Below are 14,701 nucleotides of genomic sequence, written 5' to 3' on the forward strand. Positions count from 1 at the left end.
TCTTCCACAAAAAAAATGAGATAACAGGTAAGATAATGTGTAATTCTCCATTTTCAAATTTTGCTGAGATTTGTGCTCTATCAACATTTTCTACATGAAAAGCTCTTGAAATTTGCCCGTAATTAATTTTTCTCTTTATCCTGAAATAAATTCATTATTGTTAATTATCTCTTTTGTGCTATTTTTTTCTTTTATTTTCTTTGTCTTAATATTTATTTTAACAAGCAAGTGAATTTTTTAATTGATATAATGACATTTTTTCAGCTATGTTCTGTGCTTGACGCAATAACTCTTCAGTAGATGCGGCAGTTTCTTGTGCCTTTGCTGAATTTGTTTGAACTACTCCAGATATTTGATCAACATTATCTGTCATCTGTGTTATAGCTTTTGTTTGTTCAAATGATTCAATGAATATATCTTTTATTAACTTAGAACTATCATCAACATTAACTACTATACTATTTAATGCTTCTGAAGCTTCTTTAGCTAAATTCTCGCCATTTTTTATTCTAATTAGTGAGTTTTCTATTAAAGCATTAGTATCCTTTACTGCAAGAGAACATTGCTGAGCAAGATTTTTCACTTCATTTGCTACTACTGCAAAGCCTTTTCCTGACTCACCCGCTCTAGCTGCTTCAATTGCAGCATTTAAAGCTAAAAGATTTGTTTGCGATGCAATATTCTCTATAGTACCTGTAATCATTGCAATTTGATTAGATGACTCAGCTATATCTTTCATATAATCCATTAATCTTTCCATTTTATAATTGCCTTCTGTTACAATTTTTTTAGTGTTTTTTGATACCCTATTAGCCTCTTCTGCATTTTTTGAATTTATCTTAACTTTAGCTAAAACCTCATTAAAACTTGCAAAAAGTTCTTCAATTATTGCTGCTTGATTTGTAGCTCCATCTGCAAGATCCTTAGTAATCAATGATATTTGTTCTGAACTATTAGTAGTTAAATCTACAGATTTACCTATACTATAGAAGTTTTCATTTAATCTATCAATAATAGTTTCAAGTGATTCCTGTATAGGAATAAAATCACACTTATATTCAACTTCTTCCTTTAACTCTATATTTAGATTTCCAACTGATATTTCTTCTAATAATGTTGTAATATTATCAACATAAGAATCTATCATTTCAATAGCTCCAATTAAATTATTCGCCATTCCACCCATTTCATCATTAAGATCATATTTATTTTCTACTTTAAGATTTCCATATAGTAGTTCTTCCGATATCTCTTTAATATTATTTATTCCTTTCATAAATATGTTGGTTAATAATCTACTTACTGTTGATGTAACAGCTACTATAATAAACATAAAAATAACTATAAATCCTAAAATAATATTATTAACCACAGTAACTCTTTGTAGAAATTTTGCTGTTTCTTTTTGAGACTCTTCATATACTTCCAAAATCCTTTCTACGATAATATCAATATGTGGTGAATATGTACTCTGAATTATTGATGTTGCTGAAGCTTTATCTCCTTCATTAAGTAAACTTATTATTTCCGCCCTATTACTTTCAGCTAATTTTATTGCCTCTTCAAGTCTAATAATCATCTCATTATTCGCTGGAAACACTTCTCTTACGTTTGTAAAATTCTTATCAAAAACTATTACTTCTTCATCAACCAATCTTAAATATTTCATCTCTTCTTCTCTATCATCTTCGCCAATTGCCTTGTAAAGATCTTTTTCAATTTTCTGGAGATTAATTCTCATGTTAGCTATGTTGTCTGAAATCTCATATGACTTTATATATAACGAATTTGTCTTCTTAGAAAACATATATAAAGTTCCAACAGTTATGATCATACTAACTAAAGTAAATGCTATAATTACCAAAAAAGGTTTTTTAATTTTTTGGCTTACTGATTCTTGAGATATTAATTGATACAATTTATTGTACATTTTTTAAATTCCTCCTCTTTCTATTGTCTAATATTTATAAAAATAATCAATTTAATTAAAATTTCATTCCTTTTAATTAATTATTCATTGTGAATTGATATAAGTTGAAGAAATATCAGCTACTAAAAGTAAATTGCGGTTTCTTAGTTGATAGTGATTTTCATTTACCATTATATCAATTTATACCCTATTTTTAAACATCTGTCCACAAAAATATATAATTATCAAAATATACCAGTTTAAAATATCATATATTAATAAAAAACTAATATTCTTTATAAATATTTATTAAAATTTAAATAGAATACTGTAATTCAGATAATGAATACGAAGTATAATAAAATAAATAAAGGATAAGGAAGACACTATATAAAAATGTCTTCTTTATCCTTTATTTTTTCGCTTTAAACATACATGCTTTTGTGGTTATAGAAATGTTGCCATGCTTTTTAATGTATTCCTCTAAATATCTTGTAAATTCTTTTTTTCGTTCCCCTATTAAAACCGAGCTTCCTTGTATGGTCGATGCTTTGTATGATACTACTGGTTCTGCACTATTGACTATTATTTTTCCGTCTAAAACTTCTATATCAATCTTATTAAAATACTTTTGAAGAATTGCTCTACCATTTTCTAAATCAAATCTATTGGAAAATCCGTTACTATCTAATCCAAGATTTGGTGCAAAACTTTCTGCCAGTTCATTAAGTTCATACATTGATTTACAAGAATTAGCAGTCACATAAAATATGCCGCCGGGTGACAGTACTCTTCTTATTTCAGATAAAGCCTTTTCTATATTAGGTACGAAATAAATCATATGTTGTGCAATAACTACATCAAAGCTACCGTCTTTATAGGGTATATCTTCTGCATTTATCTCTTGATAAGTAAATTCATGATCTATTTCTTTTAATCTATTCTTTGCAATTTTTAGCATGCTTTTAGAAAAATCAGATAAAGTAATACTTAATTCTTTATTTATACTATCTTTATTTTTATACCATAACTTTCCTACACCACATCCAAGTTCCAATATTTTTGCTTGATCAGGAAAATACATTTGATTAAAGCACCACTTATCCCAATCTATTTTATTGATATTATAACTATGAAGATTACTTCTTAGATTAAGATTTTTATCACTCTTATACTGTTCCTTTACGCTTTTTTCCATATTGGTTATCTTAATGATATTAATTAAATTGTTAACATCTATAAATTTACTTTCTTTTGCCTTATTTTCAGCTTTATTAAAAACAGCTATAACTGATTCTATATGCTTCTTCTTTTCCTCTAGTGCTTTTTTTTGAATAGTTATCATATGCTCTAGATTTTCTCCACTTTCGTTAATTGTATGGCTGATTTCGCTTAAGGATAATCCGATAAACTTTAAAGTTGTAATTTGCTGCAACTTCAAAAAATCATCTTCACAATAAATTCTATATCCCGAATCAGTCTTTTCAGATGGTTTTAAAAGTCCAATTTTATCATAATGAAGTAATGTTTTTACTGTTACTCCTGATCTTTTGGCAAATTCACCTATTTTCAATATCGTCCCTCCAATTAAGCTTAATATATTTATTGATAAACAACATGTAACTTAGACTTATCCAATAAACTCACCGAAATGAATAGCATACTTTTGTTCCAGTTTCTAAGGAATTTTTATGGGTGATTCTAATAACTAAAGTTGTGCCCAAAATGCTAGCCTCAAAGGCAAGCTTTGAACTAGCATGTTTGGAACAACTTTCGTTCTAAGAATCACTACCATAAAAATTCCTTATGAAACATTCCACAAAAGTATGCTACTCATTTCTAGTTGGGTTATATTTCAAAATATATGTTAAGATTATGATTGGTTTACCAACATATTGATTTATAAGGGCTTAGTAGATATAAATTTATAGTTAATCACATAGTCCTATATAGATATCTAATTTAAACACTTGACTTATTCCATAAACATATTTACAAATTTACTAAAACTTTAATTTGATATCTTCACTAGAAATTATAAACATTTGAAAATGAGCTGTTAAAGGTTCTTAAGCAGTGAACCTAAATCTTTGATTTAGTGTGAATCGCTTACTCAGCGAACGAACGTGAGTCGAGTTTCCGCTAGCGGTTGTTTCTCTTTAGCTTGTCAAACTGAAAGTTGGAGCATGCTAAAGTTGATAGAACCTTTCAGCGATATTTTCATAGTTTTTCGGAATTAAGTGAAACTTGATTTAGGTGGAGCCAATCTCCACCTAAATCTCTAGTTGAACTTATCCAGGAGTTGGCTAGCGGATAAAATGTTTATAATTTCGGTAAGTTTCACATAACTTATAGTATCTCTTTAATTACTTTTACAGTTTCCTCAGCTATATACGCTGCATCTTCTAATGATAGTGTAGTGTACACTGGAAGGGTAATTTCATTTTCATATTGAGCATAAGCATTTGGATAATCTTTGATATCATATCCTAAATTCTTATACAATGTCAGCATCGGAAGTGGCTTATAATGAACATTTGTTGCAATTCCCATTTCAGCTAACTTTTGGATAGCAATATTTCTCTTTTCTTCATTAAATCCTTTAACTCTATAAAGATATAAATGATATGATGTTTCAGTTCCATTATCATCTTTTGTAACTGGTATTATTGAAAAATCTTCTTTTGATAAGATATCACTGTAAGTCTTAAATATTTGTCTTCTCTTTTCAAGCATTTGGTTGTATCTCTTAAGCTGAACAATTCCAATAGCTGCACTCATATCAGTCATATTGCATTTTAGTCCATCATTTATAATATCATACTCCCAAGCCCCAGCCTTAAGCTTACTCAAAGCATCTTTTGATTGACCATGCATTGCTGTAAATCTCATATATTGAAGCAGATTTTCATGTCCTCTAAAATTATTATTGTTAAAAGTAACAGCTCCACCTTCAGCTGTGGTTAAATTCTTAACTGCATGGAATGAAAATGAATGAAAATCGCATTGAGATCCAACAGGTTGACCTTTATATTTTGCACCAAAGGAATGAGCTGAATCACAATTTATTATAATATCTTCTCTATTTAAATCCTTTAATACTTTCTTTAACGCATCGTAATCAAACGGTAATCCTGCAATATCTACAGGCATGATTACTTTTGTTCTATCTGTAATCTTTTCTGCAATTTTATCTATATCCATCATGAAAGTGTCTTTCTTAACATCAACATATACTGGCTTAACGCCTCTATGTATGCCTACACTGGAAGTTGCAGTATAAGTATAAGGAGTAGTTATAATTTCATCTCCTTCTTTTATATCAAATACCTTAAGTACTAATTCCATAGCAGCCGTTGCGCTGTTTAACGCTAATGCTCTACTTACTTGCAAGTACTCTTCTATTCCCTCTTCAAATCTAGAAAGTTGTGGGCCAGATGTAATCCACCCTGATCTTAGCACCTCTGCAACAGCTTGTATTTCCTCTTCTGTTATATCAGGTGGCGAAAATGGTATTTTCTTCATATAATTCAATCCTCTCCTAATTTAGATAAAGTTTTTAATAATAAATTTCTTATTACACAAATCAAGGATAAAATAACATTTTAATAATCCTTTAAGTTTATTATAAACTCATACCTTAGGTCAGAGTCAAGGCGAAATTTATTTTGTTCATAAATTAATTAAACCACCTATCGTAGTTGATTTCTCCATAAGCCAATATCAATCTAAAATAGGTGGTTTTATCATTATTAAATAACTATTTTATATTTTAAATAATTTCTTCTTTTGGTATACAGACATTATCTAAAAGTCTTTTTATATTTCAACAATCACTGGTAAAATCATAGGCTTTCTTTTCATTTTCATATATACAAAATTGTCAACTTCTCTTCTTATACCATTTTTTATTTCTGCCCATTGAGTAATATTTTTATCTAAACACTTTTCCACAACATCAGTTACAATATTTCTAACTTCATCAATTAATTCCTCAGAATTTCTTACATAAACAAAACCTCTTGAAACAATGTCTGGACCTGATATTATCACCTTATTTCTCCTATCTATAGCAATAACTACAGTTATTATTCCATTTTCAGCCAAATTCTTTCTGTCTCTAAGTACCATATTTCCTATATCGCCTACACCCATACCATCCACAAGAACTCTTCCAAATGGAACTTTTCCCGTTATCTTTCCACTATTTCTAGTTAATTCAAGTACATCTCCATTTTCTAGTATAAATGTATTATCTTTATCTATTCCCATACTTTGAGCAATCTTAGCATGTGTAATTAAATGTTTATATTCGCCATGAACAGGAATGAAAAATTTAGGCTTTAATAAAGCTTGAATCAATCTAAGTTCTTGTTCACAAGCATGACCTGAAACATGTATTTCTTCTATAGATTTATATATTACATTGGCTCCCTTTTCTATCAGTTCATTTACTACATTGGATACCGCTTTTTCATTACCTGGTATTGGTGTTGCTGAGATTATAACCATATCATCTTCAAATATTTGAATATATTTATGTGTTGATGCTGCTATTCTTGTAAGTGCTGCCATTGATTCCCCTTGACTTCCTGTTGTAACGATAGTTAGCTTATCATTGGGGTAATTTTTTATTTGATCTAAGCTTATTACCATATCTTCTGGTATGACTAAATAACCAAGTTCCCTAGCTACCTCCGATACATTTTCCATGCCCCTTCCGCTAAATGCTATCTTTCTTCCATACTTTACAGCGCAATTGCTAATTTGTTGTAACCTATGAACATTAGATGCAAAGGTAGAAACAATTATTCTACCAGTAGCTTTGCTAAATAGGTTCTCTAAAGTTTCACCAACGGTTTTTTCTGACATTGTGTAACCTTTATGAAGAGAATTGGTACTATCCGCCATTAGCAGTAATACGCCTTTCTTACCTAATTGAGCATACCTTTGTAAATCCATGACTTTTCCATCTATAGGTGTAAAATCTACTTTAAAATCTCCACTATGGACAACAACTCCCACTGGTGTATGTAATGCAATTGAGCAACTATCTGGAATACTATGATTATTTCTAATATATTCAATCTTAAATTTATCTAAATTCACTGTTTCCGCTGGTTCCACCATGTTTAGAGTGCAATCACTAAGAATAGCGTGTTCTTTTAGTTTCAATTCAATTAGTCCAAGTGAAAGTTTTGTGCCGTATACAGGTATATTGATTTGCTTTAATATATATGGCAATCCACCTATATGGTCTTCATGTCCATGAGTAATAAAGATACCTTTGACTTTATCTTTATTTTTTATCAAATATGTTACATCCGGAATTACAATATCAATTCCATAAAGATCTTCATCCGGAAATGCTAATCCACAATCTATAACAATTATTTCATTGTCGTATTCAAAAGCTGTCATGTTTTTTCCAATTTCGCCAAGCCCACCTAATGGAATAATTTTTAATGACATCATCTTAGCTTTGCTTTTTTTATTCGTCTTAGGTTTATTAATTTCAATTTCATTATTATCCATTTTTTCACCCCTTAATATATATTGCCTAATCTAATTATTTACAAATACTATTAAATATATAAGTATTAATTAAAATTTATTTCACTAAAATAGTTAATATTATAATCTTAAAACTATAATGCTATTATTCACATATCATAGATAAACAAAGCGTAAATTTAATATACACTTTGAATTATAACCCAATTAGAAATGAGTAACATACTTTTGTATAATGTTTCGTAAGGAATTTTTGTGGTAGTTATTCTTAGAAAAAAAGTTGTTCCAAATATGCTAGTTCAAAAAGTGAGAGTCCAAATTTTACATTTGGATTCTCGTACTTTCTCTGTGAGCGCATTGCCTTCGAGGCTAGCATTTATGAAGCAACTTTTTTCTTAGAATCACCCATGAAAATTCCTTAGAAACTGGAACAAAACGTATGCTACTCATTTTGCGAGTTATCATGTCTAAGTTTAATTATCACGTTGTTTATCTATATAATTCTATACATTTTGATATGTATAGAAACTAAAACTTAATATTATTGGAAATATAACGATTTTACTTTATCTACAATTTCTTCTTCGCAGCTTGAGATTTGTCTGATGCCATACCCAAGGAGTAGTGGTGAACTTGTAAATCTAGGCATAACCTTACATATTATCTTTTCCTTAAAGTGATAGAAGAATATATTAAAACTATCACATTTTACAAAATAATTATTTAAAAGATAGTGAACTATTTTTCTAAGATTAACTGAAAGTTCACTTAATGCATTTAAATCATCATCTATTATTATATTAAACTCAGTAAATCCATTAAATGGTGTATGGGATAAATTTACCAAACAATTATCACTTTTATGGATTTCTATCCCATTAAAGTATTCATCCTTTATTCTTGACTTATAGTCTATATCATCAATACCTACAATTTGCATATGTGGGTGTTTTAAACTTCCACCTGATCTTGGTCCATGATTCTTATAAAATATAACTGATTTGTATTCTCCACTGCCTTCCATCCTTAACCAGTGCTTTACACCAAACCTTATTAAGTCTTCCATATATTCTTCAGAATATTCCCCCATATCATTTTCACAAGTATAGGTCTCTATAATGACTAACTGACAAGTGTCTTTTATGGTTGGATACTTGTTCTTAAGTAACATAAATGGACCCTTTTCATCGATAATATCTGTAAGTTTGTCTCTATTACAAAAAGGACATTCTTTTATATTTATTTTTTGAAATTCATTAGGCTTATCCTTATTTATATCATTTAAAAATACTAAATACTTTTCTTCTTCCATTTATATCACCAAAAACCTTCCATCAAAATCATTTTTTAATTAAAACATGTGCACACTTTGAAGGAACAGTTACATTGTTTCCAGCTATAGCATAAATCTCATCGACCCCTGCTCTTTCTTTATTAACAAGAACACTCCATCCACATTCTTTTAACTCTACGAATGCTTCCTCATCATTTGGATTGAATATTACAACTATAGTGTTAGATAAATTTTTCCCACTATTATCTTCAATCTTATATGCAACAACATTTTCTTTATAAAAATCTTCTCCATACTCTAAAAATATCAGATTCTTTTTTATTTCTTCACTTGAATTCATTCTAAAAGCTCTATACTTTTTCCTTAATTTTATTAGTCCTTTATAATAATTCACGATTTCTTCATACTCATGAACGCTGTCCCAGTTTAAGCTATTAACACTATCTGGTGCGTTATAACTATCATGATTAAAACTTCCATCTTCATTTTTCTTTGTTCTTAAAAATTCTTCTCCTGCTTGGAAGAACGGAATTCCTTGAGATGTCAGCACTATAGCCGCCGCTAACTTATTCATATTTTTACGTTTCTGTAAAGAAGAATCTTCGTTAGTCATGTGTAATTTATCCCACAATGTATAATTATCATGAGCAGAAATGTAATTTATGCATTGGTATGGCTCATTAGCCCATGCCCAATGTGAATACATAACCTTATCATAATTTATTCCCTTTTGGCCGGTAGCACCAACTACGCAAAATTTAATGCTTTCTTCCAGGCCTATTCTTCCATTTATATATCCTCTTTCATTAATGTTAAATACATGCCCTTTAACTGAGTCCCTGGTATCGTCACTAAAAGCAGCTATCTGCATCTTATCAAATTTGAATATATTTTGTTTTACTGACGAATCTTCCCCATTTAATGGCGACAACCCACCAGTCCATCCTTCCCCATACATAATTATAGTCGGATCTATTTTATCTAACTCGGTTCTGATTAATTTCATGGTTTCAATATCATGTAGTCCCATTAAATCAAACCTAAATCCATCTATATGATACTCTTTTGCCCAATATACTACCGAATCAACAATTAGCTTTCTTACCATATATCGCTCTGATGCTAATTCATTACCGCAACCAGATCCATTAGAAAAGTTACCATTAGAATCTTGCCTATAATAATATCCTGGGACTGCCAAATTTAAATTAGATTCATAACTTCTATAAGTGTGGTTATAAACCATATCCATAACAACTCTTAATCCAGACTTATGTAGGCATTTAACCATTTCTTTAAACTCAGTTATTCTTTTTTCTCCACTAAAAGGATTTGTAGAATACGAACCCTCTGGCGCAAAATAATTTTTTGGGTCATATCCCCAGTTATATTGTGGCACATCTGGTTTACTTTCGTCAACAGTTTCATAATCAAAGGCTGGGAGCAAATGAATATGGGTTACTCCTAGCTCCCTTAAATAGTCTATACCAGTTTTAGTATATCTCCCTGGCACCGTAGTTCCATATTCACAAAATGCAATAAATTTTCCTTTCCTTTCAGGTTTGATTCCCGAATTTTCATTTGCAGAAAAATCTCTTACATGGACTTCATATATTATCGATCCGACTGCACTACTTAGTTCTGGCTTCTCATCTTTATGGAAATCTACTGGGTCTGTTTCTCTTAAATTAATAACCATACCACGATTCCCATTTACACCTAATGCTTTAGCATAGGGATCTGTTACTTCTCTTTCATTACCGCTATTAGTAACTAAATAATTATAAAATTCGCCTTTCAAGTCTCTCTTAACTTCTATATTCCAAGTTCCCTGTGCACCTCTATTCATATCTAATATTTCTAATGGTGCATTTGTATAATTTTTACCGTCATCCCCGAATAAAGCTAATCTAACATTATTAGCATTTGGTGCCCATAATACAAACTTTGTACTCTCCTTAGAATATTCTGCTCCCAATTTTCCTGTATAATTATTATAATCATTATCTAATAAATTCATTATATTATTACCCCTTATTAGTCCTATTAGTCATATTATTTCAGATGAGACTTATAGAAAATTTTATATTAAATTCTTTTTAATTCCTTGATTATTTTAGCTGAAAAGGCAGGAACTTTTATATAAACTTCTCCGCCATTAACCAAGGTTTCATTATCATCCAATAGATCAATTCCCTCAGAAAAAGTCATTTTAAAATTTAAACTACTTTCTTTATCACTTAGATTTAAAACCACATAAACTTTATCATTATTACTTGTTCTAGAAAATACAAACTGTTCATTTTTAACAACTACCTGTTCGTAATTCCCATATTTTAATGCTTCACACTGGCTTCTAATTTTTCCAAGCTTCTTAAGTAATTCGTATAGTTCATTATTTGTTTGTTCTATTTTTCCAAGCTCTAATTCCGGCCTGAGAGGTAAATCCGTACCTTTTCCCTTAACACCTCTAATACCAAATTCACTGCCATAATAAATACTAGGTACTCCTGGCATTGTATATAATAATATATAAGCATTATATACATATTCCGGAACTTTTAGGATGCTTGTTAATCTATTAACATCATGATTATCAACAAAATTATATAGGCATAGATCCTTATATATTCCGCCATTTCCAAATAACCTATTTAATGAATATGCTATTTCAAAATAATTCTTATCATTATGACTCGAATAATTTCCTTTATAACATTCATAATTAGTAACAGAATCTAGATTTTCTTTATTTGCCCACCTAGTATAATCTCCATGAATAACTTCACCCATAAGCCAAAAATCTTTCTTTTTAGATTCAGTAAATTTCCTCAAGACTTTAAAGAATTCAAAATCTATACTGTCTGCTGCATCTAGTCTTAAGCCATCTATTTCAAATTCATCTATCCAAAGTCCCACGGCTTGTAATAAGTGATTTAATACTTCTTGATTTCTCAAATTAAGCTTAACTAAATCAAAACACCCATTCCAACTTTGATAATTAAATTCATCACCCATTGGACTTTTGCTATTAAAATTAAGATTTGAAAACCAATTGCAATACTTAGAATTTCGTCCGTTCTTCTGAACATCCTTAAACGCCCAAAATTCTCTTCCTACATGATTAAAAACCCCATCTAATATTACCCGTATATTATTATTATGAAGTTTATTACATAGCTCCTTAAAGTCTTCATTAGTTCCAAGTCTTTTATCAATCTTATAATAATCTTTCGTATCGTATCCATGGTAGCTTGATTCAAATACTGGTGCAAAATAAATAGCATTAATGCTCATTTCTTTCAAATGAGGTATCCAGTTTTCTATTTTAGCTAATCTATTCTCTTCTTTATATACCTTGCCGGGTTCCAATGTTCCGCAAACTCCAAGTGTATAAAATTGATAAAAAATGCTTTCCTTAATCCATGTATTCATAAATTCATCCCCTTTTCCCCTTTATACATTATACCACTTTTTTCAATATACTATTATTTCATATTTATAATTGTAAATTTTATTCATATAAATACTTTTTTATTATATAGAAGTTTAATGTAATTTAAAATACAAACCATTATTTTTTACACTATATTTAACATAAGTTCTTATATATGTAATTAAAAGCTTTATTTATATAATAAAATAATTATTCAACAACTTAGCAATAATAATAATAATTTTCTTAATTTTGTCACATAATAATTGCATAAATTAAATATCCATGGAGGTATGAACATGAATGATAAAACCATAAAATTATTAATCTCTTTATTTATTGTACTGAATTGTCTAATAGCACTTTCAAGCCCAGTAATAGCAAATAGTATCCTTAATTACAAGCCTGATTTAGAATTATCTGTTTTTTACTCACAAAAAGATAAAGATGAAAAAAATAGAATTCTTAATATTTTTAGTGAGGAAAATTATAAATATCTTTCCCCTGATCAGAAAAAACAATTATTGGAACTAAAAAAATGTAAAGATAATGGTACTGCCTTCTCTGAAGAACAACAAAAAACTTTGCATACGCTTCTTGACAGCATAATAAAAGGAAGATTGGGTAATGATGATTACGAAGATTTCAAAATTTTAATCCAAAAGAAAAAATCTAATCAAAGTTTGACAGAAGAAGAGGATAAAAGATTAAAAGAATATAGAGATATAATTAACGGTTCTAAACCAAATACTCAAGATATATTGAATCAATTCTTAAGATAATACTTTATTAATACATAGCATAAAGAACAAAGCTAATATTTAAACTGATATGCTCCCTTCTAGGTAGACAGTTGAAATAATAAAACTGTTTTACTTAGAAGGGAGTAATTTTATGTCTAGAAATATCTTACCTAAAGAAAAACTTCAGGCAGTAAAAGAACATTTAGATGGAAAAGGTAGCTATGATTCTATTGCAAAGAAATATGGGGTGACCAGCGCACCTTTTAGAAAGTGGATTGCTAAATATCGGACTTTCGGAGAAAGCGCATTTATCCGAACTGGACATAATGCATGCTATAGCTCAGCCTTTAAACATAAGGTTGTTAATGCTTATATTTGTGGAGAAGGTTCATTGCAAGAATTAGCCGTAAAATACAAAATTCCATCAAATGATACTATATCTAAATGGGTTTTGAAGTATAATGGTCATGAGAAGCTGAAAGCTTATGGAGCAGGAGGGAAAACGATCATGATCAAAGGAAGAAAAACCACATTTGAAGAACGAGTTGAAATTGTACAATACTGCATTGCACATGAACATAATTATAAAGAAACATCAGAAAAATACCAGATTTCATATCAACAGGCTAGAGGCTATACTGTGAAATATGAAAAGGTTGGAATAGATGGCCTTCAAGACAGGCGCGGGAAGTGTAAACCCGAAGCTGAGATGAATGAATTGGAAAAATTGCGAGCAGAGAACAAGATTTTACGTGCTGAAAAGGAACGAGCTGAAATGGAGGTTTCCTTCTTAAAAAAACTCGAGGAGATAGAAAGGAGGCGGGGCTAAGCCGAGTTCGCCATGAATATATTTATCAGGCAATCAAAGAAGAAAATGCAAAATATAATTATCCTGTGCAAGCCTTATGCAAACTTGGTCGGGTTTCAAGAGCTGGTTACTATAAGTGGCTAAAAAGAGATGTTACCTTGAATGAAAGTGAAAATAGGCTCATTGCTGACAAGATTGAAAAGATTCACGAGAAGAGTCCAGACAAAGGGTATCGACGAATTCGAGATGACCTAGAACGCTATCATGATATCAAAGTGAATGATAAGCGTGTATTGCGTATTTGTCGTAAACTAGATATTCAATCTACCATAAAATATAAGAATAACGGTTGTACTAGACAGGCTAAGAATCCTCAATATATTGCGGAGAACCTTTTAAATCGAGAATTCAGTGCTTCCGCTCCGAATGAAAAATGGCTTACTGATGTAACAGAATTCAAGTATTATGTTCATGGTGAGAAGCGTAAAGTTTACTTAAGTGCTATTTTGGATCTTTATGATCGCCGAATCGTATCTTATGTTATTCGAGATACTAACAATAACTCATTGGTATTTGATACTATAGATGATGCTATTGCGAAAGAACCGAAGGCTCATCCCCTTTTTCATAGTGACAGGGGTTTTCAATATACCAACCGTGTATTTCATCAAAAGCTTACAGATGCAGGAATGACACAAAGTATGTCAAGAGTTGGAAAATGTATTGATAACGGACCGATGGAAGGTTTTTGGGGAATTATCAAGAGAGAGCGATACTACGGAAAACAATTTACAGATAAGATGTCTTTAGTAAAGATGATTGAAGAATATATCGATTATTACAACAATATACGCTTGCAGAGAAATCTTGGTGTATTAACACCGATGGAAAAGCATGAAATATATTTACATGCAGCATAAAAACTGCCAGCAGGTTAGACCCACTGGCAGAAAATTTTTTTATTTTTTTAATTGTCTACTTGACGGGAAGCAGTTCA

Annotated in this window: 10 protein-coding genes; 3 read left to right on the forward strand and 7 right to left on the reverse strand. The window is 30.1% G+C overall.

Annotated features, from left to right (window positions below):
* Window positions 1–217: 217 nt before the first annotated feature.
* The 7 genes from D2A34_RS01230 to D2A34_RS01260 all read right to left on the reverse strand — a co-directional run bounded on the left by D2A34_RS01230 (window position 218) and on the right by D2A34_RS01260 (window position 12,152).
* Complete coding sequence (locus tag D2A34_RS01230) at window positions 218–1,930, reverse strand: methyl-accepting chemotaxis protein (protein ID WP_119365475.1); 1,713 nt, start codon at window positions 1,928–1,930, stop codon at window positions 218–220.
* A 391-nt stretch (window positions 1,931–2,321) separates the two neighbouring features.
* Window positions 2,322–3,482, reverse strand: coding sequence for a MerR family transcriptional regulator (locus D2A34_RS01235; RefSeq protein ID WP_079441523.1), 1,161 nt, complete (start codon window positions 3,480–3,482; stop codon window positions 2,322–2,324).
* Window positions 3,483–4,258: 776 nt separating this feature from the next.
* Entirely contained in the window at window positions 4,259–5,434 is a 1,176-nt protein-coding gene (locus D2A34_RS01240) for a DegT/DnrJ/EryC1/StrS family aminotransferase (RefSeq protein WP_079441522.1), read from the reverse strand.
* A 294-nt stretch (window positions 5,435–5,728) separates the two neighbouring features.
* Complete coding sequence (locus D2A34_RS01245) at window positions 5,729–7,444, reverse strand: ribonuclease J (RefSeq protein ID WP_079441521.1); 1,716 nt, start codon at window positions 7,442–7,444, stop codon at window positions 5,729–5,731.
* Between the two features lie 520 nt (window positions 7,445–7,964).
* On the reverse strand, window positions 7,965–8,735 hold the full coding sequence (locus D2A34_RS01250) for a DUF4931 domain-containing protein (RefSeq protein ID WP_079441520.1): 771 nt from the start codon (window positions 8,733–8,735) through the stop codon (window positions 7,965–7,967).
* A gap of 28 nt (window positions 8,736–8,763) precedes the next feature.
* The gene (gene pulA, locus D2A34_RS01255) at window positions 8,764–10,737 is read right to left on the reverse strand and encodes a type I pullulanase (RefSeq protein ID WP_119365476.1); all 1,974 of its coding nucleotides are present in this window, start codon (window positions 10,735–10,737) and stop codon (window positions 8,764–8,766) included.
* A 68-nt stretch (window positions 10,738–10,805) separates the two neighbouring features.
* On the reverse strand, window positions 10,806–12,152 hold the full coding sequence (locus D2A34_RS01260; protein WP_119365477.1) for an alpha-amylase family glycosyl hydrolase: 1,347 nt from the start codon (window positions 12,150–12,152) through the stop codon (window positions 10,806–10,808).
* Window positions 12,153–12,452: 300 nt separating this feature from the next.
* On the opposite strand from D2A34_RS01260, the gene D2A34_RS01265 reads away from it, so the two are divergent.
* The 3 genes from D2A34_RS01265 (at window position 12,453) to D2A34_RS01275 (ending at window position 14,624) form a co-directional block, all read left to right on the forward strand.
* Window positions 12,453–12,935, forward strand: coding sequence for a hypothetical protein (locus D2A34_RS01265; RefSeq protein WP_079441517.1), 483 nt, complete (start codon window positions 12,453–12,455; stop codon window positions 12,933–12,935).
* 112 nt (window positions 12,936–13,047) lie between these two features.
* A complete protein-coding gene (locus D2A34_RS01270) occupies window positions 13,048–13,725 on the forward strand; it encodes a helix-turn-helix domain-containing protein (protein ID WP_119365407.1) in 678 nt (225 codons plus the stop codon).
* A 32-nt stretch (window positions 13,726–13,757) separates the two neighbouring features.
* On the forward strand, window positions 13,758–14,624 hold the full coding sequence (locus D2A34_RS01275; protein WP_243128235.1) for an IS3 family transposase: 867 nt from the start codon (window positions 13,758–13,760) through the stop codon (window positions 14,622–14,624).
* Window positions 14,625–14,701: the final 77 nt, after the last annotated feature.

Origin of the sequence: Clostridium chromiireducens, from assembly GCF_003575225.1 — a bacterium.
Taxonomy (GTDB): Bacteria; Bacillota; Clostridia; order Clostridiales; family Clostridiaceae; genus Clostridium; species Clostridium chromiireducens.

Coding starts and splice junctions, on each gene's coding strand:
- D2A34_RS01230 (WP_119365475.1), bottom strand. CDS start 1,930: ATGTACAATAAATTGTATCAATTAATATCTCAAGAATCAGTAAGCCAA.
- D2A34_RS01240 (WP_079441522.1), bottom strand. CDS start 5,434: ATGAAGAAAATACCATTTTCGCCACCTGATATAACAGAAGAGGAAATA.
- D2A34_RS01245 (WP_079441521.1), bottom strand. CDS start 7,444: ATGGATAATAATGAAATTGAAATTAATAAACCTAAGACGAATAAAAAA.
- D2A34_RS01250 (WP_079441520.1), bottom strand. CDS start 8,735: ATGGAAGAAGAAAAGTATTTAGTATTTTTAAATGATATAAATAAGGAT.
- pulA (WP_119365476.1), bottom strand. CDS start 10,737: ATGAATTTATTAGATAATGATTATAATAATTATACAGGAAAATTGGGA.
- D2A34_RS01260 (WP_119365477.1), bottom strand. CDS start 12,152: ATGAATACATGGATTAAGGAAAGCATTTTTTATCAATTTTATACACTT.
- D2A34_RS01265 (WP_079441517.1), top strand. CDS start 12,453: ATGAATGATAAAACCATAAAATTATTAATCTCTTTATTTATTGTACTG.
- D2A34_RS01270 (WP_119365407.1), top strand. CDS start 13,048: ATGTCTAGAAATATCTTACCTAAAGAAAAACTTCAGGCAGTAAAAGAA.